This is a genomic window from Butyrivibrio sp. VCD2006 (assembly GCF_000423925.1).
GTDB lineage: Bacteria > Bacillota > Clostridia > Lachnospirales > Lachnospiraceae > Butyrivibrio.
On record NZ_AUIX01000015.1, the window covers coordinates 1 to 26,372 of the forward strand.

At 42.3% G+C, this 26,372-nt stretch carries 29 protein-coding genes and 1 riboswitch; of the genes, 23 read left to right on the forward strand and 6 right to left on the reverse strand.

What is annotated here, in order from left to right; all coding sequences use genetic code 11:
* Positions 1–261: 261 nt before the first annotated feature.
* Positions 262–376: riboswitch (FMN riboswitch) on the forward strand.
* A gap of 277 nt (positions 377–653) precedes the next feature.
* The 8 genes from ribD to ybaK all read left to right on the forward strand — a co-directional run bounded on the left by ribD (position 654) and on the right by ybaK (position 7,089).
* Entirely contained in the window at positions 654–1,790 is a 1,137-nt protein-coding gene (ribD, locus tag G586_RS0106700; protein ID WP_026527137.1) for a bifunctional diaminohydroxyphosphoribosylaminopyrimidine deaminase/5-amino-6-(5-phosphoribosylamino)uracil reductase RibD, read from the forward strand.
* A 1-nt stretch (position 1,791) separates the two neighbouring features.
* Positions 1,792–2,445: a riboflavin synthase gene (gene ribE, locus G586_RS0106705; RefSeq protein WP_330363247.1), complete on the forward strand. Its 654-nt coding sequence runs from the start codon at positions 1,792–1,794 to the stop codon at positions 2,443–2,445.
* Positions 2,417–3,610 (forward strand): bifunctional 3,4-dihydroxy-2-butanone-4-phosphate synthase/GTP cyclohydrolase II, encoded by a 1,194-nt coding sequence (locus G586_RS0106710; RefSeq protein WP_026527139.1) that lies wholly within the window; start codon positions 2,417–2,419, stop codon positions 3,608–3,610. Before ribE ends, G586_RS0106710 begins: the two co-directional genes overlap by 29 nt.
* A gap of 119 nt (positions 3,611–3,729) precedes the next feature.
* Positions 3,730–4,197 carry a 6,7-dimethyl-8-ribityllumazine synthase gene (ribH, locus tag G586_RS0106715; protein ID WP_026527140.1) on the forward strand — a complete coding sequence of 156 codons (468 nt, stop codon included), beginning with the start codon at positions 3,730–3,732 and terminating at the stop codon, positions 4,195–4,197.
* A 404-nt stretch (positions 4,198–4,601) separates the two neighbouring features.
* Entirely contained in the window at positions 4,602–4,772 is a 171-nt protein-coding gene (locus G586_RS0106720; protein ID WP_026496171.1) for a hypothetical protein, read from the forward strand.
* A gap of 19 nt (positions 4,773–4,791) precedes the next feature.
* Positions 4,792–5,337, forward strand: a complete 546-nt coding sequence (locus G586_RS0106725) for a histidine phosphatase family protein (RefSeq protein WP_026527141.1) — start codon at positions 4,792–4,794, stop codon at positions 5,335–5,337.
* A gap of 118 nt (positions 5,338–5,455) precedes the next feature.
* Positions 5,456–6,607: a GDSL-type esterase/lipase family protein gene (locus G586_RS0106730; RefSeq protein WP_026527142.1), complete on the forward strand. Its 1,152-nt coding sequence runs from the start codon at positions 5,456–5,458 to the stop codon at positions 6,605–6,607.
* Positions 6,604–7,089: a Cys-tRNA(Pro) deacylase gene (ybaK, locus tag G586_RS0106735; protein ID WP_026527143.1), complete on the forward strand. Its 486-nt coding sequence runs from the start codon at positions 6,604–6,606 to the stop codon at positions 7,087–7,089. Before G586_RS0106730 ends, ybaK begins: the two co-directional genes overlap by 4 nt.
* Before the next feature lie 46 nt (positions 7,090–7,135).
* Here the strand turns inward: ybaK and G586_RS0106740 are convergent, their stop codons facing one another.
* Positions 7,136–7,900, reverse strand: a complete 765-nt coding sequence (locus tag G586_RS0106740) for a hypothetical protein (RefSeq protein WP_026527144.1) — start codon at positions 7,898–7,900, stop codon at positions 7,136–7,138.
* A gap of 121 nt (positions 7,901–8,021) precedes the next feature.
* Here G586_RS0106740 and G586_RS24720 point away from each other — a divergent pair, with 121 nt between their 5' ends.
* From G586_RS24720 to G586_RS0106790, 9 genes are all read left to right on the forward strand, one after another.
* A complete protein-coding gene (locus G586_RS24720) occupies positions 8,022–9,464 on the forward strand; it encodes a BspA family leucine-rich repeat surface protein (RefSeq protein WP_026527145.1) in 1,443 nt (480 codons plus the stop codon).
* Positions 9,461–11,047, forward strand: coding sequence for a BspA family leucine-rich repeat surface protein (locus tag G586_RS24725; RefSeq protein ID WP_051204618.1), 1,587 nt, complete (start codon positions 9,461–9,463; stop codon positions 11,045–11,047). The genes G586_RS24720 and G586_RS24725 overlap by 4 nt, the downstream gene beginning before the upstream one ends.
* 113 nt (positions 11,048–11,160) lie before the next feature.
* Entirely contained in the window at positions 11,161–13,089 is a 1,929-nt protein-coding gene (locus G586_RS0106755; RefSeq protein ID WP_026527146.1) for a DUF2971 domain-containing protein, read from the forward strand.
* 239 nt (positions 13,090–13,328) lie between these two features.
* Positions 13,329–13,721 carry a hypothetical protein gene (locus G586_RS0106765; protein WP_026527147.1) on the forward strand — a complete coding sequence of 131 codons (393 nt, stop codon included), beginning with the start codon at positions 13,329–13,331 and terminating at the stop codon, positions 13,719–13,721.
* A gap of 234 nt (positions 13,722–13,955) precedes the next feature.
* Entirely contained in the window at positions 13,956–15,170 is a 1,215-nt protein-coding gene (locus G586_RS24730; RefSeq protein WP_026527148.1) for an alpha/beta hydrolase, read from the forward strand.
* The gene (locus tag G586_RS0106775; RefSeq protein WP_026527149.1) at positions 15,163–15,444 is read left to right on the forward strand and encodes an MATE family efflux transporter; all 282 of its coding nucleotides are present in this window, start codon (positions 15,163–15,165) and stop codon (positions 15,442–15,444) included. The genes G586_RS24730 and G586_RS0106775 overlap by 8 nt, the downstream gene beginning before the upstream one ends.
* Positions 15,445–15,787: 343 nt before the next feature.
* Entirely contained in the window at positions 15,788–16,171 is a 384-nt protein-coding gene (locus tag G586_RS0106780) for a hypothetical protein (RefSeq protein WP_026527150.1), read from the forward strand.
* A gap of 49 nt (positions 16,172–16,220) precedes the next feature.
* The gene (locus G586_RS0106785; protein WP_026527151.1) at positions 16,221–16,478 is read left to right on the forward strand and encodes a hypothetical protein; all 258 of its coding nucleotides are present in this window, start codon (positions 16,221–16,223) and stop codon (positions 16,476–16,478) included.
* A 62-nt stretch (positions 16,479–16,540) separates the two neighbouring features.
* Positions 16,541–18,268: an Ig-like domain-containing protein gene (locus G586_RS0106790; RefSeq protein WP_026527152.1), complete on the forward strand. Its 1,728-nt coding sequence runs from the start codon at positions 16,541–16,543 to the stop codon at positions 18,266–18,268.
* Positions 18,269–18,335: 67 nt separating this feature from the next.
* Here the strand turns inward: G586_RS0106790 and G586_RS0106795 are convergent, their stop codons facing one another.
* From G586_RS0106795 to G586_RS22020, 3 genes are all read right to left on the reverse strand, one after another.
* A complete protein-coding gene (locus G586_RS0106795; RefSeq protein WP_026527153.1) occupies positions 18,336–18,578 on the reverse strand; it encodes a GlsB/YeaQ/YmgE family stress response membrane protein in 243 nt (80 codons plus the stop codon).
* Between the two features lie 100 nt (positions 18,579–18,678).
* Positions 18,679–19,053 (reverse strand): YccF domain-containing protein, encoded by a 375-nt coding sequence (locus tag G586_RS0106800; protein ID WP_026527154.1) that lies wholly within the window; start codon positions 19,051–19,053, stop codon positions 18,679–18,681.
* 170 nt (positions 19,054–19,223) lie between these two features.
* Positions 19,224–19,553, reverse strand: coding sequence for a hypothetical protein (locus tag G586_RS22020; RefSeq protein ID WP_051204619.1), 330 nt, complete (start codon positions 19,551–19,553; stop codon positions 19,224–19,226).
* 248 nt (positions 19,554–19,801) lie between these two features.
* Between G586_RS22020 and G586_RS0106810 the strand changes: the two genes are divergently transcribed.
* Together G586_RS0106810 and G586_RS24735 are read left to right on the forward strand one after the other, a co-directional pair.
* A complete protein-coding gene (locus G586_RS0106810) occupies positions 19,802–20,671 on the forward strand; it encodes a sugar phosphate isomerase/epimerase family protein (protein ID WP_026527155.1) in 870 nt (289 codons plus the stop codon).
* Positions 20,649–21,185 (forward strand): alpha-hydroxy-acid oxidizing protein, encoded by a 537-nt coding sequence (locus G586_RS24735; protein ID WP_026527156.1) that lies wholly within the window; start codon positions 20,649–20,651, stop codon positions 21,183–21,185. Before G586_RS0106810 ends, G586_RS24735 begins: the two co-directional genes overlap by 23 nt.
* A 1-nt stretch (position 21,186) precedes the next feature.
* On the opposite strand, the gene G586_RS0106820 is transcribed toward G586_RS24735, so the two are convergent.
* On the reverse strand, positions 21,187–21,756 hold the full coding sequence (locus tag G586_RS0106820; protein WP_026527157.1) for a hypothetical protein: 570 nt from the start codon (positions 21,754–21,756) through the stop codon (positions 21,187–21,189).
* Between the two features lie 190 nt (positions 21,757–21,946).
* Between G586_RS0106820 and G586_RS0106825 the strand changes: the two genes are divergently transcribed.
* The 4 genes from G586_RS0106825 to G586_RS0106840 all read left to right on the forward strand — a co-directional run bounded on the left by G586_RS0106825 (position 21,947) and on the right by G586_RS0106840 (position 25,453).
* Positions 21,947–22,714 (forward strand): inositol monophosphatase family protein, encoded by a 768-nt coding sequence (locus G586_RS0106825; RefSeq protein WP_026527158.1) that lies wholly within the window; start codon positions 21,947–21,949, stop codon positions 22,712–22,714.
* Between the two features lie 84 nt (positions 22,715–22,798).
* Entirely contained in the window at positions 22,799–23,440 is a 642-nt protein-coding gene (locus tag G586_RS0106830) for an MBL fold metallo-hydrolase (protein ID WP_026527159.1), read from the forward strand.
* Between the two features lie 131 nt (positions 23,441–23,571).
* Positions 23,572–24,036 (forward strand): thioredoxin-dependent thiol peroxidase, encoded by a 465-nt coding sequence (bcp, locus tag G586_RS0106835; RefSeq protein WP_026527160.1) that lies wholly within the window; start codon positions 23,572–23,574, stop codon positions 24,034–24,036.
* 103 nt (positions 24,037–24,139) lie between these two features.
* Positions 24,140–25,453: an MATE family efflux transporter gene (locus G586_RS0106840; RefSeq protein ID WP_155834043.1), complete on the forward strand. Its 1,314-nt coding sequence runs from the start codon at positions 24,140–24,142 to the stop codon at positions 25,451–25,453.
* Here G586_RS0106840 and G586_RS22030 read toward each other — a convergent pair.
* A complete protein-coding gene (locus G586_RS22030; protein WP_035772701.1) occupies positions 25,450–26,217 on the reverse strand; it encodes an HD domain-containing protein in 768 nt (255 codons plus the stop codon). The two genes, G586_RS0106840 and G586_RS22030, sit on opposite strands and share 4 nt — an antisense overlap.
* Positions 26,218–26,372: the final 155 nt, after the last annotated feature.

Here is a 26,372-nt window from a genome sequence, read left to right on the forward strand (position 1 = left end):
CACAATACGGCATTACGGTATACAAGATTTTGTAATTTGCGCAAAAAAATAACCCATTACTGGGTTTCAAGGATTTTGGGTGTCAAACTTCCGGGTTACAAGATGGGAAGCATGAATGCGGTTCTTAATTTGGAAAAAGATTGATCCGGTTTTATTGTTGCTTGCATATGATAACAAGTTGCCGGGAAAAGTTTTCGGAAACAGTCAAATATTTCGTTGACAACAAGAGACTGATTGATTACAATTTTTCTTAATTGAATAAACGATCTTCAGGGCAGGGTGTGATTCCCTACCGGCGGTAAAGCCCGCGAGCCGTAAGGCATGATCCGGTGAGATTCCGGGGCCGACAGTATAGTCTGGATGGAAGAAGATGTAATACTTTTTTAGCATGTATTTCCCTGAGAATATTTCGTTCTCGGGGATTTTTGTTTTATAGAAGATGACTACGGATTTTGATATAAGTCATAAAAATGTGAAGAAGTAATGCGGATGCCCTGAATGGTTTCGGGGCATCTTTTTTTACTTATAAGAATGCCCCAAGAGGAAGCGCAATACTGTGTATGATATCTCGCTAAGTGATCTGCACATTGCGCAATAGGAATACGTTGGAAAGGCACTCGGCGGGTTTGAATCCGACTGAGTCTGGTGGAGGTATGAACGACGAGGAGTATATGAGACGAGCACTGGAGCTCGCTGTAAAGGGGCGGGGATACACGAATCCCAATCCCATGGTTGGCGCAGTGATCGTAAAAGAGGGGCGAATAATCGGCGAGGGTTATCACGAAAAATACGGACAACTCCACGCTGAGAGAAATGCGTTTAAGAACTGCACGGAAAGTGCTGAAGGCGCGACTATATATGTGACGTTGGAGCCTTGCTGTCATTACGGAAAAACTCCTCCGTGCACGGAAGCAATCATTGAGAATGGTATTAAAAGAGTTGTTGTTGGAATGCTTGATGTAAATCCAGTTGTTGCAGGTAACGGCGTGAGGATTCTTGAAGAACACGGAATTGAAGTGACCGTGGGAGTTCTCGAAGAGGAGTGCCGGAAGCTGAACAAGATTTTTATCAAATATATTCTTGAAAAAATTCCTTTCGTAACAATGAAATATGCCATGACCGCTGACGGGAAAATTGCTACGGTTACAGGTCAGTCCAAGTGGATCACAGGCAGCAGTTCCCGCGAGAATGTGCACAGGACAAGGCATGCCATGATGGGAATCATGGTTGGAGTCGGAACTGTGATCGCAGATGATCCGATGCTGGATGTGAGGTTGCCGGAGTTTGGGAAGGCTGAAGAAGTGACCAATAAAGCTCCCAGTAATCCAATAAGAATTATCTGTGACAGCAGCCTTAGAACCCCGCTTGATGCAAAGGTGGTGACCACAGCAAAAGAGATCAGAACAATTATCGCTACTGTTTCAGGTGATTCCGAAAAGATACAAGCATATGAAGAGATGGGCAGCGAGGTGCTAAGAGTTGATGCCCTTGATGGCAGGGTTGACCTTAAAAAACTGGTGAAGATGCTCGGAGAAATGGGAATCGACAGCATCCTTTTAGAGGGCGGCGGAGAGCTGAATTTCAGCGCCATAAAAGCTCAGATAGTTGATGAGGTTCAGATATACATGGCGCCTAAGATTTTCGGAGGAAATGCAAAGTCACCGGTTGCGGGAGAAGGAATTGAAAACATCGATGAGGCTGTGATGCTAAATCCGGTCAAAGTCGAGATGTTTGACGGTGATGTTTTCATCGAAAATGAGGTTATATACCGCAATCGTGAGAATGCATGATATGAGAAATGGAGAGGATATGTTTACCGGGATTATTGAAGAGATAGGAAAAGTGAAGTCCCTTAAACGGAACAGTAAAGAAAGCCGATTGATCATCGGAGCTACGAAAATTCTTGAGGACGTTCATATAGGAGACAGTATCGCTGTAAATGGGGTGTGTCTTACAGTTGTCAGTTTTTCATCAGGCGAGTTCACTGTGGATGTCATGAATGAGACGTTTATGAGGTCCAGTCTTGGGAACCTTAAGATCGGCGAGGAGGTAAACCTCGAGAGAGCGATGGCGGCGAACGGCAGATTTGGCGGCCACATTGTGAGCGGCCACATCGATGGAACAGGAAGAATCAAGGCAGCCTTTGATGATGGCAATGCGAAGTGGTACGAGATAAATGTAGGCTCGGAGCTTCTTGAAGGAATTGTTATGAAGGGCTCAGTTGCGATTGATGGAATCAGCCTTACGGTTGCTAAGGTTACAAGTAGCAGCTTTGCTGTTTCTATTATTCCGCACACGTTGGATGCGACGATCCTAAGGGGGAAAAGAGCAGGCGATATTGTGAATATTGAGACCGACATGATCGGAAAGTATATAAAGCAGTTTGTGAAAGACGAAAAGGGAAGGGAAAACGTTTATGAAAAAATTAGTAGAGGAAGCTATTGAGGAGCTTAAGAGGGGTAAGCTGATTCTTGTGGTTGATGACGAGGACAGGGAGAACGAGGGAGACCTCATCTGTGCTGCGGAGTTTGCAACAACAGAAAATGTAAATTTCATGGCAAGTAAAGCTAAAGGACTTATATGCATGCCCATGAGTAGCGAGATCGCTGACAGGCTGCAGTTTTATCCCATGGCTCAGGTGAATACCGACAACCATGAGACGGCTTTTACAATTTCAATTGATCACAAGGATACCACAACAGGTATTTCAGCAAAGGAGCGCGGACTTACAGCTTGCATGGTTGTGTCGGAGGACGCTGTGGCAGCAGATTTCAGAAGGCCCGGGCACATGTTCCCGCTTGTTGCAAGAGAAGGCGGAGTGCTTGTAAGAGGCGGACACACTGAGGCAACCGTTGATCTTATGAGACTTGCAGGCCTCAAAGAGTGTGGACTTTGCTGTGAGATCATGGCCGAGGATGGATCCATGATGCGAAGAACAGAGCTTTTGGAGTTTGCAAAAGAGCATGGAATCGTGATGATAAGCATCGCTGATCTTAAGGAGTACCGTAAGATTTTTGACACGATAGTTGAGTGCTCTTCCATCGTGAAGATGCCCACAAAGTATGGTGAATTCATGGCTCACTGCTATGTAAACAAGATAACCGGAGAGCATCATGTTGCACTTGTTAAGGGTGATATCGGTGACGGTGAGGACGTACTTTGCAGAGTTCATTCAGAGTGCCTTACAGGAGATGTTTTCGGATCAATGAGATGCGACTGCGGGCAACAGCTTGAAGGTGCCATGAAGATGATCGAGGAAGAGGGCAGAGGAATTCTTCTTTATATGAGGCAGGAAGGCAGAGGCATAGGACTTGTTAACAAGCTTAAGGCCTATAAGCTTCAGGAGGAGGGTATGGACACCCTGGATGCGAACATCGCTTTGGGCTTCCCCGGAGATCTTCGTGAGTACTACGTTGGTGCTCAGATTCTCAGAGAAATCGGAGTGAAGTCTCTTAATCTTTTGACCAATAATCCGGACAAGGTTTACCAGTTAAAGGACTACGGAATCAGCATAAATAAGAGAGTTCCAATCGAGATTGAACCCACAGCTTTTGACCTGTTCTATCTTCAGACCAAGAGAGCAAGGATGGGACATCTGCTCAGGGTGTGATGCGAGAAAGAGAGTAATAAAAATTTTGATTGCGATAGATAAGGAACAGGCAATTGAAAGTGTAGGTATAAAAAATACACATATATTAAATTACGAAAAATAAAATTTGGAGGAGAAACATGAAGACATTTGAAGGAAAGTTAGTATCTGAGGGAATTAAGGTAGGTATTGTAGCAGCGAGGTTCAACGAGTTCATTACCTCAAAGCTTCTTGGCGGTGCGCTCGATGCACTTAAAAGAGAGAATGTAAGTGAGGACGATATCGATGTAGCTTGGGTTCCCGGTGCATTTGAGATTCCGCTTGTTGCTTCCAAGATGGCAAAGAGCAGAAAGTATGATGCTATCATCTGTCTTGGCGCAGTTATCAGAGGTTCAACCTCTCACTATGATTATGTGTGCGCTGAGGTTTCAAAGGGCATCGCACAGGTCAGCCTTAATGAAGGTCTTCCGGTAATGTTCGGTGTTCTTACAACTGACACCATCGAGCAGGCAATTGAGAGAGCAGGCACCAAGGCAGGTAACAAGGGCTTCGAGTGCGGCCAGGGTGCTATTGAGATGGTTAATGTGATCAGACAGATTGAGGGCTGATTTTGCAGTCAGAGATTGTGTGATGGTCAATAAGAGGTCAACAAGATGAAAAACGCGGCCGAAATTGCTTAAAGAAGGCAGTTGCGGCCGCAAATTATTTCTGACAATTTTATGAAATATCAAGCAAAAATGATATGTAGCAAAAGTATTCGTTAAACATACATAATATAAACTAATTTTCTGAAAATACTAGCATGAATTCTTTTCTAACTAATTGAAAAATGGTCAAATTAGCGGCCGAAAATGGGGAAAATAATAGGTTGCGGCCGCGGAATGTGAACCGAGCAACTCAAATACCCACTTAAATACCAATAACTACCTTTTAGATGCTGGAAAAACCCTTCCTAAAATATTAGAATCAAAGAAATATAAAATAAAGAAATATAAAAATAAGGAGAGGCATTATGGAAACATGGTATTACGTAGTTGAGAGTATTGACGGCGATTATGCCAATTTAAGAAGAACAGATATTGAGTCAGATGATTTAAAGCTTGTTGCGAGAGCGCTCCTTCCTGATGGAATCGCGGAGGGAACACAGCTTAAGTATGAGCTTATGCAATATACAATTATTTGATAGCTTAAGGAGGAACAACATGGCCGGAAGCGGGCATTTTTATTTCGTGCGTCATGGTGAGACCATATGGAATGTGGAGAATAAGATCTGTGGGGCAACTGATATTGCGCTGACAGAGAGAGGACATCAGCAGGCAATTGAGACAGGTGAAAAGATCCTGGCTGAAGGAATCAAAGCTGATGAGATTTTGACTTCTCCGCTTATCAGGGCATCGGAGACCGCAAGACATATTTCCGAGATCACCGGAATTCCCATGAGAGTTGAGCAGAGGCTTATAGAGCAGAATTTTGGAAGATACGAATCTACTCCAAGAGACGGCAAGGAGTTTCACGAAGCTAAGAAGCATATGGCAAGCCGTTTTTCAACAGGTGAGTCCATGATGCAGCTTGCTCAGAGAATCTATAATCTCCTGGATGATATCAGAAAAGATGACAAGGTATATATTCTTGTAGCCCATAATGGTATTGCCAGAATTGTGGAGTCTTATTTCAGGGAGATGGACAACGAGGAGTTTTCAAGCTTTGGGGTTAAGAACTGTCAGATCGTGAGATATGAGTTTGACTAGCTTTTATTTTGCAATTCGATGTATTATGAATACCATGATTTCTTGAATCTTTCGTTCAAGATGAACATACATTTTTGCAGAAAATAAGAGTAAATTGGGGAGTTAAAAGGAGTTACTAATGCTTAAAGAATACAAGCCATCAGAGATAGAGTTTTTAAAGGTACATGGAAGGACAACTGCTAAAAAGGACCCGCTTAATCTGTATTGGACCGGTTCAGGCATCGAGATGAATGTGAAGGCATTTGAAGTCAGAATCAGATATCATGCGGATTATGTGGCATTTGAGCCTTGGATAGATGTTGTTATAGGTGGCGTGCGCTTTCAGAAGCTGCCACTTGAGAAGGGAACACATGAGATCAGTATCTGGAGAGGATCGATGTTTACACCTGCAAAGGATGTTCCTGTAAGGAATATTAAAATCATCAGGGATACACCTGCTATGCCGGGAGATCCCAATACGCTCGTACAGATAGAAGCGATCATCACTGATGGAACCTTTGAAAAAGTTGAGGAGCCCAAGCTTAGGATTGAATTTATAGGTGACAGCATCACCTCCGGAGAGGGAGGAATGGGGCCCGTCACGGAGCAGGACTGGGTCAGCGGAATTTTTGATGCTGTGAATAATTACGGATATCTGACTGCAGAGGCATTAGGCGCAGATTACGAATCCTTCAGTCAGAGCGGTTTTGGATACATGTGGAACTGGTACGGCAATCAGAACGATAGCTTACCGAAATATTACGATCAGATCTGCGGACTGTTGCCCAAGGGAAAAGCAGCTGATACAGGTGCACTTGAGCCTTATAATTTTTCTGATTTTGTGCCGGATTTTGTGGTGATTAATCTTGGAACCAACGATGTCGGAGCTTATTCTGAGAATGGGCATGAATCAGCAAAGGCCATGAAGTTTGAGAATAAACATGTCCTTGATGAAAATGGTGCTATACCTTCAGAGGATGTAGAAGTTCTAAGAAAGGGTGCTATAGATTTTATTACGCACATCAGGGAAAAGCGCCCGAATGCCAAGATACTATGGGTGTATGGAATGCTTCTTCAGAATTCGGAAGTTTTAGACAAGCAGATGCCTGAGATTTTGTCAGGTGCTGTGGATGATTATGTGAAAGCATCAGGCGATGAAAATGTCTGGTATTTTCAGCTTCCTGTCACTCTTGAAGGAGAGTTTGGAGCAAAGTTCCACCCGGGACTTCCCGCGCACAAGAAGGCAGCAGAAGCACTTGCAGAAAAGATTACAGAGCTGAGGAATTTATGAAAAAAGAAGATAAGACAAACGTCATGCGTGTGCTTGACGGTAAGAAAATAAAATACGAGAGTCACGCATATGAGCCGGATGCAACTATGACCGGGGAAGAGATTGCGGGCATCTTAGGAGAGGATCCTGAGAAGGTTTTCAAAACACTTGTGACCCAGGGAAAATCCGGGGCTTACTATGTTTTCGTGGTACCTGTTAAGGAGGAGCTGGATCTTAAGAAGGCGGCAAAGGCAGCAGGTGAAAAGGCTGTAAGCATGATAAAGCAGAAGGAATTACTTCCGCTTACGGGATATGTTCACGGTGGATGTTCGCCAATCGGAATGAAGAAGCAGTTTCCGACTTTCATTCATGAGACAGCGCAGCAGTATGAGCACATTTTTGTCAGTGCGGGAAAAGTTGGATTTCAGATTGAGCTTGCACCCGATGATCTTATGAGCGTTGTCAGATGTAGTCTCGCAGATATTGTAGTGATTTCAGATTGACCTGACTATAAAGCATCTTTCTGGATAGCGTATGCAAAGCGGATTTTCACATCCCTTTGTATACCCTTGAAAGATAGAAGGACAAAAGGAATAGCCCTGCGGTCTCGGTGAAATGATAAACAACCGATGACCACACGATGCCTATTTCTCTGCCAAAGAAGTATACGGTGTGCATCTGAAGCGCACCGAAGGGTATCAGGAAAAGCAAAAGTACTCCAAGAGAAGCCAGTTTTAAGAACTGGTCATTTAGGAAAATTGCGGTCACTACGATACCGAGTAAAATGGCGGAGAGTATCTCAAGATATTTGAAACCATGAGTCATGTTATAGAGAATAACGAAAGCGCTACCTGATGAATCTGCGTCTTTTGGCAGAGCATTCATCAGAGTGGAGATGAATTTTCTGTACATGATAGATGTGAAAATGTAAATGAGTTCAGCACCGACGAAGATTACGGCCCATAATTCTATGAGCTGAATTATTGATGTAACTGACAAAGAAGCAATATCTTTTCCAAAGACTTCTTCCTGAAGCGCACCCATCTGACGTCTGTCATTCTTGGGCACTATGGCTATGTAGTGATTCACTTTTTTCCACGCGAAAAAGAATATCAGCCCTGCGGCTGCAATCTGAAGTGCAGAAATTGTAAGCTGAGAGTACCACATCATGGTATCGAGCATGTCGGGAGTGAGCGAATCCTGCTTTCGGAAGACAATGCGAAGCACACCTTCGCATAGAGCGGCGATGATCTTTGTGATGGCGGTCATCATTATTGCATTTGAGAGAATATGCTTCTTAGAAGTTATATACATTTTGAGCCTCCGAATTCATCAAAGGTACTATATAGAATTTTACCACAGCTTCTATTATAATGACTATTCGAGGGACGTTTGTTTCGCGAAAAAAGAAAAAAGTTTTTAAGGGGAATCATATATGAAAAAATGGGGAAGGACTTCACTGTTCATCACAGCTATGCTGTGTCTTTTTGTGGCACCCGTAATCTTCGGGTTTACTTCTCACGCAGCAACCGGTGAGCTTGCTGCCGGAAGCACCTTCAATACCACTTTGAAATCATTTATAAGAAGTAGTGCAAATGTCAATTCAGAGGACAACACTATTAAAAAGATCATATTTGCGACTAAGCCGGGAAAACCTCTCATAAATCTTAAGAGTAAGAATGTAGGTGATGAGGTGACAGCATACTATGATCAAAGCGACAAAGAGGTCTATGTCTGCTGCACATCAAAGATTTATCTGGATAAATCCTGTGCTTCCATGTTTAAGGGATTTGCTGCTCTTGAGTCGATTGATTTTGGTACAGGCATAATCGACACTTCCAGAATGACAGATGCAAACAGTATGTTCAGCGGCTGCAAAGGATTAAAGCAGCTTAATGTAGCAGCTTTGAATACAATGCTTGTTTATGATATGCAATATATGTTCTATAACTGCTCAGAGCTTGTAAGCCTTGATCTTGGGACTTTTAACACGGCAAATACAGCTTCAATGAACAGGATGTTCTGCAATTGTTCAAAGCTTGAAGCTCTTAACGTCACAACTTTTTCAACGGGTAATGTGAGAGACATGAGCTGCATGTTCTACAATTGCAGCAGTCTTGTGGGACTTAATCTTGCAAGCTTTGACATTCGTAATGTGCCGGAGGAGGATTCTTATGGATTCCTTGGAGGCTGCAAGGGCCTGATATATGTTGATTCACCTTCAATAATCGATAGAGAATTCGGATATGATGACAATCCCGGAGATCTTGGGGATTGCAGTATCGGAAGAGTGGTTGTGGACGACGATAAAGACGGTGTCGCTGATTCTGCAGATACTTACGGCTATTTCATTTCCTCTACGAGCTCCCACAGATATATCTTTTTAGATGCGATAGAGAGAGCGAAAGCTGTTTATGGAAGTACCTTTACTCCTGCTCAGCTTCCCGGCTATGGTGCTTCTGCTGCTGTGAGTGCAGCCGGCAACAATTCAGGGATTATCGTGGACGGAATTACTTATAAGATAGGAGCTGACGGTAAGGCAACAGTTACGAGTATCGGCGCTGTGAAAAAAGCATCGATAGACAAACTGAAAATAGGCGACAAGACTTATCCCGTTACAAGTATTTCCGACGAGTCCTGCAAGAATAACAAGACGATCACATCGGTTAAGATAGGATCCAATGTGCAGTCAATCGGCAAGAAAGCTTTCTATGGCTGTAAGAAACTTAAGAAGATATCCATTAAAGCAAATAAGAAGCTTAAGGTAGGAAAAGGAGCTTTTAAAAAGATCAATAAGAAGGCAAGACTTAGTCTTAAAGGTGTGAAGGGGAAGACCAGAAAGAAGCTTGTTAAAGCTATCGGGGTAAAAGTGAAATGAGAAAATGGAAAAATTATGTATTTTTTGGGCAGGCAATACTGTGTTCCATTTTACTGTTTGGAATGGGAAAAATCACTTCCCATGCGGCAGGAACGTTGTTTGATGGAAAGACATGCAATACTGTTATAAAGCAGCTTGTAAATGCAAACGCCAATTGGACAACAGAAGATAAAACCGTTAAGAAAATCGTTTTTGCAAGGGAACCTGTGGGCGAAGCCCAAGCTCTTGCAAGCGCGGAAATCGGAGATGGCGTTTTAGCTTACTACGATGCAGCAAGTAAGACGGTATCCATCTGCAGTTCTTCGACAATATCATTTAATGCAAACAGTGAAATGATGTTCAGAAGTCTTGCAGCCGTGGAGAGTATTGACTTTGGTACGAATATAATAAGTACTGTCTCTGTTTCCAACGCAGATTCCATGTTCAGAAATTGTGAGAGCATAAAGGAATTGAATCTTGGACAGTTCAATACGGCAAGTCTTACCAAGGCAGGCAGAATGTTTGAGTGCTGCTATGATCTTGAGAAGGTGGATCTGCATTCATTTAACACCGACAAGGTGACGGAAATGCAGGCGATGTTTTTGACATGCCCTTCACTTACAAGCCTTAATCTAAGCAATTTCAAAACGGGTAATGTCATATACATGTATCAGATGTTCCAGAACTGCAGCTCACTCACAACTCTTGACCTTAGCAGCTTTAATACATCAAATGTTACCTCAATGTACAGAATGTTCAATTACTGTTCGGAGCTTTCAAGTGTTAATACAAGCAGCTTCAGGACTCCTAATGTCACTAACATTTCTGAAATGTTTGCAGGTTGTGAAAATCTGACAACTCTTGATCTTAGCGGATTTGACGTTTCAAAGGTGACTGCTGTAAATGGCGGAGCTTTTCTTGGAAATTGTACCAGCCTTAAATCAGTGGATGCGCCAAAAACCATAACAGATAATTTTAGCTATGATGCAGATTCAAAGTATGTCACTAACTGCAAGATAGGAAATGTAGTAATTGATGATAATAGGGATGGGGTTGCGGATTCAAGTACAGTCTATTCATACTTTATTCCTGCCACTGCGAGCCACAGATATCTGTTCGTGGACAGAGGGGCAGTGCTTATTACGCCGCAGCCCGGGCCTACGCCTGAACCTGAAACTCCTGTAGCGGAGCCTGAACCGGAAGTGGAGCCTAAGTCTTCAAAAAACAAGGTTAAGGTCAAGGGCATAACCTACTCAATAGGTGATGACGGCCAGGTGGTGGTAACAAAGATTTCCGCCATGAAGAAGGCAGACATCAATACCGTGACCGTAAATGGAGTGACATATCCTGTTTCCGGTATTGCCGCAGGTGCATGTAAGAATAATAAGAAGCTTACCAGTGTGAGCATCGGACCAAATGTAAAGTCAATCGGTAAGAAGGCTTTTTATGGCTCGAAGAAGCTTAAGAAGATCAAGGTAAATACTGACGGCTCTCTCAAGGTTGGAAAGGGTGCATTTAAGAAAATCGGAAGAAAAGCGAAATTCAGCATCAAGGGAGTTAAGGGAAAAGCAAAGAAGAAGCTTTTGAAGTCACTTAAGAAGTAGAGAATCTTAAGAAAATATTAAGAAATTAAGTTGTATTATTATGCCCAAATGGGAGGGCTTTTTTGATAATATAATTATTCGGGGGGTGTATATGGTATTTAGAAGGAGAAGGTATGCCAATACTGGATTATGTGTTGAGGGAAAAGTGGGGATACAATGAAGATATTGAGGCACATCTGAATCATTTGGAAGAGATCAAGCTTGAGATGCCGAGTCAGGAAAAATGCGATATTGACTATTATGAAGCGCCTCTCATTACGGTATGTGTCAATAATTTGAAGCGAAGCATATACCTGCAGCCTGATCAAAACATTACTCATCCGATATATGCGCCTAAGTTAAGAGTTGGTCTGGATTATCTTTTAAAATCTATTGATGAATTACCACCAAACATAAAAGTAAATAATAAAGAGATAGTAGGAGATCTGGAGGCTTTTTTCAGGTTAAAGCTTCTGGTTGCGGATCCTAAGATAGATGATCTTGTGATTGAGTTTTTCAGAAAGCTCAGGCAGTCCTGTAAGGAGAGCAAAACGCCCTTAAAGAGCGAGCTTTTCCACAGGATGATCGTGATCATTTTCGAAACCGCGGACTACCATCTTCTAAAATATAACAGGTTCCGCCATGCACTTATGCTTTATAAGGAAGTGGCGGCGATCAGCAAGGAAGAGATTACATTTGAACATGGCGAGGATATTTCACATGATGACCTTGTTCAGATTAACAACATAAGACTGCTTACATCTCAGTATCTGGAGCTTGATGAGAAGCTTGAAATGAAGCAGTTCTATGAGGCTGTTGCGAACTTCCGCAGAAGAATTCAGTTCGATCATTTAGAGCTTTTGTCATCCTATATTCAAGCTAACAGGCTCCGCACAACGGGTAAGGATACTGATGCCCAGCAGAAACTGGCGCTGTGGAATATTGCAAACCAGTATTACGAGACAGGAAAAACGGAGATCAAGGGTTACACCAAGAGACATCTCTCTGTTCTTCGAAATGAAGTGGTCATTTTGAATCTTCTGCTTGATCACGCACTTATTAATGGGTTTTATTTCCATCACATGACAAAGCCCAGTGAAACCTTTAAATTCGGAAAACTTCTGGCAAATTACCCTGAGCTTAGATTTTTCATGGATCTTAAGAAGGTGTTCTACACGGAAGGTAAGAAGTTCAGAATACTCAATAAATGTCTTGCGACAATACATTATTATGTGAAGCTTATGGAGATGTGTCTTAGCGAGTTTGAGTGGCCTGAAAAGCTCTGCTATTACACAGCCTTTGAGACGCTTGAGAACTTGCTTCCGGGCTCATGCACTGCAGCGGAGGCGGGCCATTTTTCCATAATGAATATAGGCCACATGAACGAGCCCATGGAAGGCAAGACCATCTTTGAGGCTATAACAAATGAGCAGATATTCCCTGATAGCAGAGAAAAGATCGAGTATCCCTACGTGTTCTTAAAGAGCTTCACAACAAAGGTCGATGACCTTCACATGTGGGAGATGTATGGCGACAGGGCAGCAGGACTTTGTGTTGTTATGGACAGCGCGAGAACCTCTGCACATTACAGCTTAAAGAAGGTCTGCTATCTGCGAAATGACGCAGGGCGCTACAAGGCATACATGGAGGATAACGACTCCATGTCAGCTACTACGATGTCCATGATTAACGACATATTGGAGAAGCTTGCCGAGGAGTACACAGGCTTTATTAAAAGAGGCGGCGATAAGGAAAAAATTATCCCTCTTATGCAGTCGATAGCTTATCTGTTTAAGAATGCTTCATATGCACACGAGGACGAATACAGAATCCTGAGAATGGAAGACGTCGATAGCGACGAAATATGGGCTACTTCCGAAAAGGGAGGAAAGCTTTTTGTTCAGGGCAAGGAGAGAACATACATTAGTGAGTTGATCTTTGGGCCTAAGGCTGAGAACGTCGAGGACAAGGTTCCTTACCTTCAGTACAGATGTCATTTCCTCAGCAAAGAACTGGAAATGGATGAGATAAATATTAAAGTATCATCAAATGAGTATATTTAGCATAAAACTCTCAGAAATGGTAAAATAGATGTAAGTTTGAAATAAAAATTTATGGGAGGCTTCTTATGGGGAATAATAACGGATTAAGAAAACAGCTACTGTGGACATGCATTTGCCTATTTCTTGCAGCAGTATGTTATGTGTTAGGCAACAAGCCTATCGCTGGTGTCTGGGCGATAGTTTCGATAGTACAGGTTGTTCTGACTGTTTGGAAGTACCGTCAAGAGAGGGGGTAAAAAATGGCAGGGAATAAGTACTCGACGATTTTCATCAGATTCGGTGGTGCAGACAGGGATATCCTGATGACACAGGTTATGATGATGAAGGAGAGGTTCAAGTCCTTTGTGGTTCTTATGGTTGAGAACGATCAGGATAAGAAGACACTTGATGCAAACAGTAAGCTTTTTGACGACAGTATCAGTATAGCGGATGAGGATATTTCGGATGCTGCGCTGGAATATTGTAGCGAGATGAACAGATCAAAGCAGGATGCAACATTTGTTGGTATTCTTAGCGATAACGGAAAAAAGCTCAAGGATGCAGGTTTTTCGGTAAAGAACCCCGGAGAAATGGCAGAGTCTTATAAGAAGGCCATGGAGATGCTTGAGAACATGGTTGTTAATCCGAAGTGATTAATGGTTCCAAAGTAAACATGGAATTCTGACCTCGCGTTTTATATGGAATATTAAATCCCTAAAGAGATGATGGGAATCACCAACATCTCTCTGGGGATTTTTTGTTTTTATAATTTTTGATATAACGCAATATCAGGGGAGTCTTTCGCAATTATCTTGTAGCGTTAAGAGAGAGCGAACAGGATAATTTAATGTGTTTATTGAATATATAAGATTGGAATAGGGAATTATATGAAAAGAAAATCTTTATTGGGAATCATTTTGGTGACAGCGATGCTTACAGCCTGCGGACAGGGTGCGGCTAATGTCTCTGAGGCGGATTCAGCTGTCAGCGTGGAATCTTCAACAGAAGAAACTTCAAATGAGGAAGTGACATCAGAAAAAGAGGAGAGTTCTGAGGATGTGGCTTCTGAAAAAGAAGATGGGGCTGAAGAGAGCGAAGAAAAAGAATCCGCTGAGGAAACGTCTGAGAGCGAGGTTCCGGATGGTATAGCTGAGGCGATCGCAGAGGAAACATCATATCAGGAGGATGCTGACGAACCGGCTGCAGAAGACACCGAGGAATCAGCAGAGAAGGAAGAGACTCCGGGTGCAGAAATTGGTGAGCATGTACCTCCGAAGTACACAAGTCTTCGCACAGAGGATGGCGGCACAGTTGAACACATATCCTATACTGCCCACGACTATGCGGGAGACGAGAGTGAGATCACGAAGGAAGCTAACGTCTATCTTCCTGCAGGCTATAGTGAAGATAAGAAGTACAACGTGGTTTATCTGCTGCATGGTATCGGTGGAAATGAGAATGAGTGGGGCCTCAATAAATCTAATTCCCGTGTAAAGGCGATTATGGACAATCTCACCTACTATGGTGACATTGACGGATTTATAGTAGTTACTCCCAACGGAAGAGCCTGTGAGCCGTATAAGAAGGACAGCTCAATGGTTGATGCTTTCTATCTTTTTGGTAAGGAACTCAGGAATGACCTCATTCCTTACATTGAATCTCACTATAGCACATATGCAGATTACTCAGAGGATGGATATGATATGACAGCCTCAAGAGCACACCGTGCCATCGCAGGTCTGTCCATGGGAGGAATGCAGACAATAAACATCGGTATTGGCGAATGTATAGATCTCTTTGGATACTTCGGAGCATTTTCCGCAGCTCCTTCAAGTAACAATGCAACCAAGACAGCTAGCATGATGGAAGATTGCGAATACCCTGTCTACTTCTTCTACAACATCTGCGGAACCGAGGACAGAACTGCATACCAGAGTGCATCTGCAGCAGCAAAGACTCTGCCTGCACTTAGCGACAAATTTGTGGATGGCGAGAACTTCATGTGGCAGGAAATGTCAGGTGGACACGATTTCCACATCTGGTACCAGGGATTCTTCAATTTCGCTCAGATCGTGTTCAGACATGATGGGGAGAATGAGTAAATTTTCAATATTCATAAATACTATTAAAGGATCGGTGATGACGCTGACAAATCTTGTGAGCGCGCTCTCTATGGGAATGACGGTGTTCCTTGGGCAGAAGATTGGTGAGAAAAAGGCGGATGTAGGTGGAGATATAGTAGCGAACGGCATAATACTCTTTTTTAGCATAGGAGTATTGCTGACTATACTCATTCCTGTATTTGCGTCGGGGCTTGCATCATTGATGAATGCCCCTGTGGAGGCTTCCATTCACTATTACCAGGAGCTGCTTTAAAATATGTGGGGAGCATATCAGAAAAATCCTGTTCATCGGTGCGCCAATTGCGCTGCAGGATTTTCTGGTAGGAATATCTTTTCTTGTGATATTGGATATAGTTAATTCAATTGGGCTGATCGCATCCGCGGGTGTGGGAGTTTCTCAGAAGGCTTAAGAAGCAGGGAGTATATTAATAAGGGTTAATGTGCCGGTAAATACAAACGACATATGAATAGGAAAATGACGCATAATGATTTATACTAAAGTCTTATAGGGGAATGTGTATGTTTTTGTAATTTACCATAGAGATAGAGATAATTCCTTCAGTAATGCCGGTGAGGGAATTGATAGGAGGTACTGGATGAAAAATAAGAAAAGACTTGCGGGATTTGTTGCCGGAATAATGTTAGCCGGAATTATGCTGTGTGCCTGCGGGAAGGCATCGACCTTTGATGGAAGTAAAACCGGTGACGCGGATCAGTTTAACCTGGATTTTGAGACTCTGAATACTGAGTATTCTCACGAGCTTGAAATGAAGGAAGGCGAAAAAATCGATGTCTCGGTGGAGCGCCTTAAAGGTAAGATAGCCATCACGATTCAAAAGGGAGATGAAGAACCTGCTTATCGTGGCAGCGATGTGGAAACCTCAGATTTTCAGGTTGGAATCGGAGAAGAGGGCACTTATACACTGACTGTTTCAGGTAAAGACGCAAAGGGTCATGTTTATCTGAAAAGAAAAGACTGATAGAGAACATTAAAAGATTACAAAAGATATATTTAAGGAGGAATGGGTAATGACAAAATATGTAGTTCTTTACGAAACATTCAAGGATGGGGAGCTTGATGAGGCTGAGTCTCTTGGTTTCTTTGACACAAAGGAAGAGGCTGACAAGCTTGCACAGGAGAAGTTTGAGCAGATGTCAGACGATGAGCTCAAGGACCATGATTTAGCTGTCGGTGAGGTTGATGAGAAGAACCTTGCTGAGGCCGGAGTCTGGGATTCATTTACTGAGGTTGAGGTTCTCACAGTTTATGAAGGGGATGAAGAATAATAAGTCCTAAATAATTATGAGAGTAGATGCAGGGGAAGTTTTGCTTTCATAAGGGGGAAGCTATGAAAAAAGTGTTTAACAAGTGTTTTATAGGGATGTTGTTTGCGGCATTGATTTTGTTCGCAAAGGTTGATGCATCGGCCAACAGTGGTGAGGTTGAGCCGAATAATACAATGGATAAAGCGACGCTTTTGGTGAATGATGCCTTTACCAGTGGGAATCTTATGGATGGTGATGATGTAGATTACTATAAGATAGTCATTCCGCAGGATGGTCGTGTTAATATTTCTTTTAAGCATGAATATATAGATACATCGAGCTATGTCTGGAATGTGAAAATGTATGATGCCCAGAGACATGAGTATACAGATTGGGATTATTCCGGCAATGTTATTGAAACGATCACGACACCAAACATGGGACTTGCTGCGGGGACATATTATTTAGAAGTTGATGATCTGAGTTTTTATGATAACCCCTATAGTATAAAGTATTCATACATGCCATCATCTGAGTGGGAAAAGGAATTTAATGAGAGATATGATGAAGCCACCTTGATGAGCAACAATACAATCATGAATGGTAATCTTATGAAATCCGAAGACAAGGATTTCTACAAGATAGTTTTGCCTCAGGATGGAAGCATGAAATTTTCCTTTGGGCACACATATATTGAGACTGGATCCTATATTTGGAGAGTGAAGCTGTATGATGCCAATTTACATGAGTTTGTGGATTGGGAATATGCCGGAAATGTTATTGAAACGATCGTAGAGCCAGGCATTGGTTTACCTGCCGGAACTTATTATATAGAGGTAAGCAGTCTTAGTGCCTATGATGAGAACTATCAGATAAAGTATTCATATACAGCGTCAGATGCATGGGAAAAAGAGCGAAATGAATTATTTAATACGGCCAGTGACCTGACTATAGACACCTATATAAACGGCAATACAATGACATCTGATGACATTGATTTTTACAAGATTGTTTTGCCAAGTAACGCTTATATTAGTCTGTCATTTATGCATGATTATGAGGATACCAGAAGCTCATGCTGGGAGGCATATCTATTGGATTCAAGTCTAAGAGAACTTTCGGACTGGGACTACTATGGAAATGATCCCAATGAGAACTCTACCCCTAACATGGGATTATTCGCCGGAACTTATTACATTAAAGTAAGAAGCACAAGCTGGACGGACGTAAATTATAAGCTTAAGGTCAGTCAGGCAGTACCGGTTTCAAGTATTGAAATCAAGGGAGTCACAGGTGCATATGTAGGCGAGAGTGCACAGCTCACAGCCTATGTATTACCTGAGAATGCAACGGATAAAACTGTCACCTGGTCATCAAGTGATACATCAGTTGCGACGATTGATAATCACGGCGTCATAAAGTGTATAAAGAGCGGAACCACGACTGTTAAGGCTAAAGCGAATGATGGCAGTGAAGCTGTGGGATCAATGGTATTCACTGTAAAAGACAAACCTGCCACAGAAGAGAAATCATCCATTGTTAAGAAGGCAACCATAAAGAAGGTTTCATCAAAGGGCAAGAAGGTCAAGGTTACCTGGAAAAAGCTAAACAGCGCCGACAAGTATGAAGTGCAGATTGCTACAGATAAGAAGTTTACCAATAATCTTAAGAAAGCAAAGGTTAAGGGAAATATGCAGAAGGCTTCTATCAAGTACAAGAAGAGAGGAACGGTTTATATCAGGGTTAGAGGTATAGACAGATTCGGAAAATTCGGAGCCTGGAGCAAGGTTAAGAAATTTAAGATAAAATAAGGTGAACAATAATAAAGAGGCCGCCTCATGGCGACCTCTTTGCACATATAAATGTAGCTTATTCAATTTACTTTTTTGATGAAAGTGCTCTTCCGCCCCAGATGCAAATGCATGCACCGATTACTGAAACAATAAGGCGTCCGATAAATCCGGTTGCTGATAATCCAACAAGATTAAAAAAGAATCCGCCAACAAAACCGCCAAGCAGTCCAAGAACGATATTCTTAATTGTGCTTGAAGATTCTTTCATGATGTAGCTTGCGATGCCACCGGCGATTGCACCGAATATGATTCCCCATATAAGTCCCATAGTTCTTCCTCCATTTCCCAAAACTTTTTCTATTGCACTATTTTATAATCATTCCCGTTTTAAGGCAAATGAAAACTATGGACTTTTCAAAAGCGATGACTTAAAGATAATGGGTCCTTTCAATACGCATTCCAAATGGCGCAATAGCTATCTTTGCAATCTTGAAAAACTGTTTGCCAAAGGGTATGCCAATAATTGTTATGCATAGGAGGCAGCCCAACAGGAAATTTCCTAAAGCAAGTTCGATTCCGCCAAAGATGATCCACAAAACGTTCAAAAGGCAGGAACCTGCTCCGCCCTCATCTATAATTTCCTTACCAAAAGGATTAAGTGAAATGGATGATAACTTAAAGCATTGAAGTCCCACCGGAATACCGACTACCGTGATGCACCATAGTATGCCTGTAATCCACCATCCAAGTGCGCTGGCAAAGCCTCCAAGAATAATCCAAATAATGTTAGTTAAAATTCGCATGATTTTCCCCTCCTCATAAGCGATTTTATCTGTGCCATATTTTTGTCTTATTATAACAAAATTGTCGTTATTTCAATCATAAACAATATATAAAGAAAAAGGAGTAACCAGCTGATTACTCCTTAACTCATCACTATATTTATTTCCGGACAAAACTAATCCTCAGCGGCTTACTCTGCTGTATCTGCTTCAGCCTCAGCTTCTTCAGTTGTGTCCTCAGCTTCTTCAGCAGTGTCCTCAGTCTCCTCAGCATCTGTTGCTTCAACTTCAAGGCTGTCTTCAGCTTCATCTGTAGGAACAACGTCCTCAACAGCCTCTGTTTCTGCTACTTCAGCAGGGTGCTTAGATGCATATACTCTCCATGAAGCGAAGGAAACGATTCCGAGCAAAGCCAGAAGGCAAACAACCTTCATGATCTTGCGGTTTCTCTTCTGCTTAGCAAGTCTTTCCTTTCGGCCCTTCTTTTCTTTTTTGTACGCGTCAACTTTTTCCTGACTCATTTTTATCTCCTCCCAACATTAAATGATATAAAGTGATCAGTCACATTTTAAAAATATCATTGGTCTGACACATTCATAACGATAACAAATAAATGTGTCTTAATTTTGAAATTATCACATAATTTTCAAATGTTAAAGAGTTTTTATCCTCGAATTCCATAAAATGGTATATCCCATATCAAATATTAAGTAGGCAGCATTCCGCTTGCACTATAATATTTATAAAAAACACCCCGGAGGGCACATCTATGAGACTTGGTACTTCATCCCCATTAGCACATAAATCGCCGGAAGAATGGGCTTCTAATCAAATAAAGCTTGGCTGTACAACTGTAGTTTTTCCTATACAGAGCTATAATCCCGATCAGCCTCTCACTTCAAAAGAAAATAGTGAGCACGAAAAAACGATAATCGCCTACAAGGATGCTGCCGAAAAAGCAGGACTCACAATTGCGGAGGTTGGCATTTGGAGAAATGCTCTGGCTTCCGATCCCGATGAACGAAAGGCTAATCGCAACTATTGTATCGAGCAGCTGCGGCTTGCCGATTTTCTTGGGGCGAGATGTGCAGTTAATGTGGCAGGAGCTCTTGGGCCCGTATGGGATGGAGGATATAGAGAAAACTTCTCAGATGAAGCATGGACGATGACGGTAGACATGGTTCGTGAGATAATTGATACAGCTAATGTTAAAAACACATATTTCACGTTGGAGCCCATGCCGTGGATGATTCCCACAGGTCCCAAAGAATACTTAAAGCTCATCGATGCGGTTGACCGCGATAATTTTGCCGTACACATGGATATCATCAACATGATAAATTCAGCCGACAGATATTTTCATCCGGAGGAATTTGTAGATGAATGCGCAGAACTTCTTGGAAACAGAATAAGGAGCTGCCACATTAAGGACGTCCACCTGGATAGTCGTTACACACTAAGGCTTGAGGAGTGCGGTCCGGGCTCAGGGGAATTCCCGCTTAGGCACTACGTCACAAAAATGAATGAGATTGATCCCGATATGCCGATAATCCTCGAACATCTGGATACCGACGAACAATATATAAAATACATGTCATACCTAAAGGAGGAACTCAATGGCTTATACAAGACTGTCTGATGCTAATGAAATTACTGAGAGATACATGGATTCTCTACTGATTGAACAACGTCTTATCGATTCGGTGGTAGCTGATACAAAGGCAACCCTCTTTGGCGAAGAGTTTTCCATGCCGGTGCTTACACCTGCATTTTCACATCTCTCAAACTATAACGGTCGTGAGTACACGGGACTTGAGGAGTATTCTATTGCAGCAAAAGAGAGCAATATCCTGAATTTCTGTGGAATGATGGAAAATGACATGTTTCAGAAGATAATGGATACCGGAGCAAAAACGGTAAGAATCGTAAAGCCCTATGCGGACAATGGAAAGGTGCGCGATCAGCTTCAGTTTGCTGAGGCGGCAGATGCTGCCGCTGTGGGAAGACCAATGCTTCCTTCCCTTGAAAAAGACGGCGCACCGGGAGTGGTAAAATTCCTTGAAGGAATAAGAAATGAACTTCGATTTATAATGAGTAACACTGGCTTTAAGACTGTATCCGAGATTGATGATTCGGCATTGTACCAATATTAGACTATCTGACTATCAGCTCAAATACCACCATTGTTGAGGCCTCAGTCACAAGCGGAATCATGCCGAATATGTAACCGGTCATGGGTTTTACTCTGTAATACTGCAAATAGAAAAACAGACTAAGCACAGCTGCGACTGCGACAATGGCGATGAAAAGCTTTGCATTTTGATAAGAGACACCGCTCTTGGTGAAGGCTCTATTGATGGCGGCAATCTCAAGCATGGTCCATCCGACAATTAGGAAAAGCTCTGAAGTCACCATTCTGTGCAGAAGAACTTTGGATCCCAATAAAAGAACTACATATGCGATCACTCCAACAGCTATGATCGTGATTCCTGAAACAAGCCCTGTCCTTGTGGCAAAACCGTTTGCCGGGGGCTTGTTTATTATGCCCAGCATAGTCATAGCAAGGCCTGCAAGACCAAACACGGCTGTGATTATCAGCAATATTCCATTTTTTCCTGCTGTATGGCCATCTCCCTGTGATGGATGAAAAGCTACCGCCCACCAGATAAGATAGAAAATGCAGCACACTATCAAAAGTCCTTGTCCAAATTTAAGTTGTCCCATATAAATTCCCTCGATTTTCTGTAAGCTTTGTTTTTGTAGTAGAAGGCATATTTGCTTTGTTTTCTTAATCTGATGGTACTATTGCTTTAGCAAAAAGTCCAATAAGATAAACAGTGCTCTGCTTATTGAGGTGTATAATGGTAAGGTATGAACAAAAATAATAAGCTAAAGGATAGGATTAGGAGAAGAAATGATAGATAGAATTAAAGAGATTGCAAAAGAAGCCGGAGAGATCATGGTAAATGCCGTGCGTCCGAAGATTATGGAAAAATCCGGGCATGCCAATTTTTGCACGGAGACAGATGAAAAGGTCCAGAGATTTTTGATGGAAAAGCTTCATGAGGTTTTGCCGGAAGCGCAGTTTCTGGGTGAAGAGGACGGGCAGGATGTTTTTACTGAAAAGATGAGCAAAGGGTATTGCTTCGTTATTGACCCAATAGATGGCACCTCAAATTTTATTTATGAGTACAGACCATCAGTTGTTTCGATAGCTCTTCTTAAGGATGGAAAGGCACATATGGGAGTGATTTATAATCCCTATGATGACATGCTTTTTTCAGCTATAGATGGTCAGGGTGCCTATATGAACGGAGAGGAGATCATGTCTTCCGATGCGCCGCTTTCCGATTCGCTGGCGGTATTTGGAACGGCTCCGTACTATACAGAGCTAAGGGACAGGTCCTTTGAAATAGCAAGAAATCTGCTTCCTTTATGTGTTGATCTAAGAAGGTCAGGAACGGCTGCCTGGGATATGTGCTGCGTGGCACTCGGAAGATGTGCGCTTTATTTTGAGATGAGGGTTCAGCTTTGGGATTATGCGGCAGCAGCGCTTATTGCCAAGGAGGCAGGCTGCAGAATTACTGATATCGAAGGGAATCCGCTTTCATACACGGGACCAACCTCTGCACTCTGTATGGCGAGAGGTGTTAAGGAAATACCGGAGTGTTTTGAAAAATAAGCACTTTTTTATATGTTTTAGCGAATATCAGTATTATAATGGAATAAGGGTTTATATGTATCAAGAAATGTGGGGGGAGAAACATTGCTGGATAGTATTAGAGTTTTTACACATAGCAGTATCAGGATTGAGAGCAGATTCGGAGTAATTTATGCGGATCCATTCGGGCTTAAGGAGAGCTTTAATGATGCGGCTTTCATACTGATAACGCACGATCATTATGATCATTTTTCACCTGAAGATATCGCAAAGGTTATTAAGAGCGATACCATTATTGTCGGACCTGAAAAAATGGAGGATAAGCTTCGTTCGGTTGCCGGCGAAAATAATAAGGTGTATGCCCTTGCGCCGGGTGTATATAAGGAGATAAACGGGCTGGAGATTGAGACCGTTCCAGCGTACAACAATCTTAAGCCGTTCCATCCAAAGGTGATGGGATGGGTAGGATATATCATAAGGCTTGATAAGCGTGTGTACATTGCAGGTGATACCAGCCTTACCAAGGACAATCAGCAGGTTAAGTGCGAGGTTGCAATGGTGCCTATAGGCGGGAAGTTCACCATGAATCCTGAAAAGGCGGCTGAGCTTATCAATATTATTCGCCCCGAGTATGCTATTCCTACTCACTATGGGAAAATAGCCGGAAATCCGGAATGTGCTGTAGCATTTAAGGAAAACGTGAAGCCTCCGGTGAAGGTTGTGGAAAAGATCGAGTATTTTGATTGATAGATGTGAAAGTGGCATGTTTTTTAGGAAGAAATCAGAGAAGTTTTACTGGAAAAAGAATTAGTTTAAGCTCCGGAAGTGATTCCGGAGCTTTTTGAAAAGATAATATGGATTCATATATAGGAGGACATATGTTAGAAGTAGGAACAAAGGCACCATCATTTGAACTGCCCGATCAGAACGGCGATATGCATAGGCTTGAGGATTACCGCGGAAAAAAGGTTATCCTGTATTTCTATCCAAAGGACAACACTTCAGGATGTACTAAGCAGGCCTGCGGCTTTTCGGAGAGATATCCGCAGTTCACCGAGAAGGGTGCGGTTGTGCTTGGCGTAAGCAAGGATACAGTGGCATCTCATAAGAAGTTTGAGGAAAAATATGGCCTTGCCTTTACACTCCTGGCAGATCCGGAGCGCAAGGTTATAGAAGCCTACGATGTCTGGAAAGAGAAAAAGAATTATGGCAAGGTTTCCATGGGCGTGGTAAGAACCACCTACCTAATCGATGAAGACGGAATCATCATCAGAGCTAACGACAAGGTTAAAGCAGCTGAGGATCCGGAGAAGATGCTTGGGGAAATTCTGGTTATTAAGTAATTAAAGTATTGATTGCGCAAAATTGAAAAAAGTGATAAAACAGAATTCTGTGTCTATTAATTAGTGAAATGAAATGGATACAGGAGGATGGTTAATAATTTTCATGACTAAAGGCTCTATTACAAAGAATTTAATACTGTTTGCTGTTCCACTTTTTCTTGGGCAGCTTCTTCAGCAGTTATATAGCATCGTTGATTCTGTGGTTGTCGGAAATGTCCTTGGAAAGGAAGCACTGGCAGCTGTTAGTACTACGGGAAGCCTTATCTTTTTGATGGTTGGTTTTATCAACGGCCTCTTCATGGGAAATAGTGTTATCATCGGTAAGAGCTATGGCGCGAAGAATTATAAAGAATTATCGATAGCGACTCATACAGGAATTGCATTCGCGATTCTAATGGGACTCGTGATGACTGTATGGGGCTATTTTTTTACGCCGGTTCTCCTTGGATGGATGGGAACACCTGCGGATGTTATGGACAATTCCGTTCTGTATTTCAAGATATATTTTCTTGGCGGGCTTGGAAATATTCTTTACAGCGCATGTTGCGGCGTTTTTCAGGCTGTGGGAGATTCTAAGCGCCCGCTGTATTACCTGATAGTCAGCACGGTAATCAATACAGTGCTTGATATTGTGTTTGTAAAATATCTGGGATTAGGAATTGGAGGAGCGGCGTTTGCCACTGTAATTGCACAGTTTATCAGTGCTCTTATGGCATTCGTAAAGCTCACAATAGTTGATGGTCCCCATAGAATATTTTTGAACAAGCTCAAAATGGATATGAATATTTTGGCAAAAGAGCTGAAGATAGGTGTTCCGACCGGAATACAGAACAGCGTGATTGCTATAGGAAATGTTGTGGTTCAGTCTAATATAAATGCCTTTGGATCGGCTGCCATGGCAGGTTGCGGAAGCTATTCCAAGCTGGAAGGATTTGTTTTTCTTCCAATTACATGTATTTGTATGGCGCTGACAACTTTTGTAAGTCAGAATATTGGTGCCGGTGAAATCGAAAGAGTAAGGAAAGGTTCTGTCATTGGAAGTGCTATAGGTGTGGGAAGTGCGGAGCTTATTGGCGTGGCGATTTTTGCTTATGCACCGATTTTCCTTAGAATGTTCTCAAGTGAACCTGAAGTTCTTGCGATTGGTACAACTCAGGCAAGGACAGAGAGCCTGTTCTTTTTCCTTCTGGCTCTTAGTCATTGCCTCGCCGGAATATACAGAGGTGCCGGAAAAACTACAGTGCCGATGATTGTCATGCTTTCCAGCTGGTGTCTGCTCAGAATTACCTATATTACCATAATTGTGAAGCTTATTCCCGTAGTCAACGTGATTTTCTGGGCTTATCCGCTTACATGGTCTGTTAGTACCATAATTTTTATTATTTATTATTTCAAAGGAAAGTGGCTCAAGTACTAATCTTCAAAAAATAAATCAATTTCTTTTCTGATAACCGTAAGAGCATTTTTCATGGACTCATTTTGGGTGGGAAAATCGAACAGTTTGTACAGATTCCCCTGCTCCATTGTGAGTTCGCGGCTCTTTGGGTATACCAGTTCAAATGCCATTCCGATGTGCCCGATCTGGCGGTCGGCAGTTGTGAGCGTGGGCGTCCTGAGAACGGCCTGATGCGCCATGACCTGCTCGAGAGCAGACGGTGTTACCTCTGCGGTGACAAGCTGCTCCATCGGCTCATTAAATAGTTCTTCAGGCGGAGTGTCGACTATAACTCTGAAAATATCAATCTTATCAGCATCCCTTAAAATGTTGCAGAACATGAGAGCTTTATCTGTGATATTCTCATCTATTCTATATTTGTTGTGCTGCCTTATTACTGTTTCGAGCATGTCATCTATAGACCTGTCATCTGTAAAGAGGTCTGTAAGACGCTCTTCTCCGAATAGAAGATCAGCGCCAAATGCTGCGTGATCGATCGACTTTGCATCAACAAAAGTGTTGTATCTTCTTAGCTGTTCAAATCTTCCTATGTCATGGAGCATTCCTGAAAGCCAGCTAAATTCAATATCGTCATCTGAAAGACCAAGAGACTCTGCAATGCACTCGCAGTTGTCAGCTACCTTATAGGTGTGGATAATCTTAAGTGCTATCAGAGTATTATCAGGATCATAATTTTTTGTATATGCTGCGAACTGCTCTCGCACGCGCTTTCTATCTATGTTCATGTGTGTAATAACTCCCGATTGAAGCTGTCAATTTTCATCATAATAGTACAGGGACAAAGTTGTTGTAAAGGATAAACATTGAGTCTGGTGAGTGATTAGTCAGTACTGTCCAATAAACTTCTCACCACAAGATATTGGGGTTGATTTTAGGAACA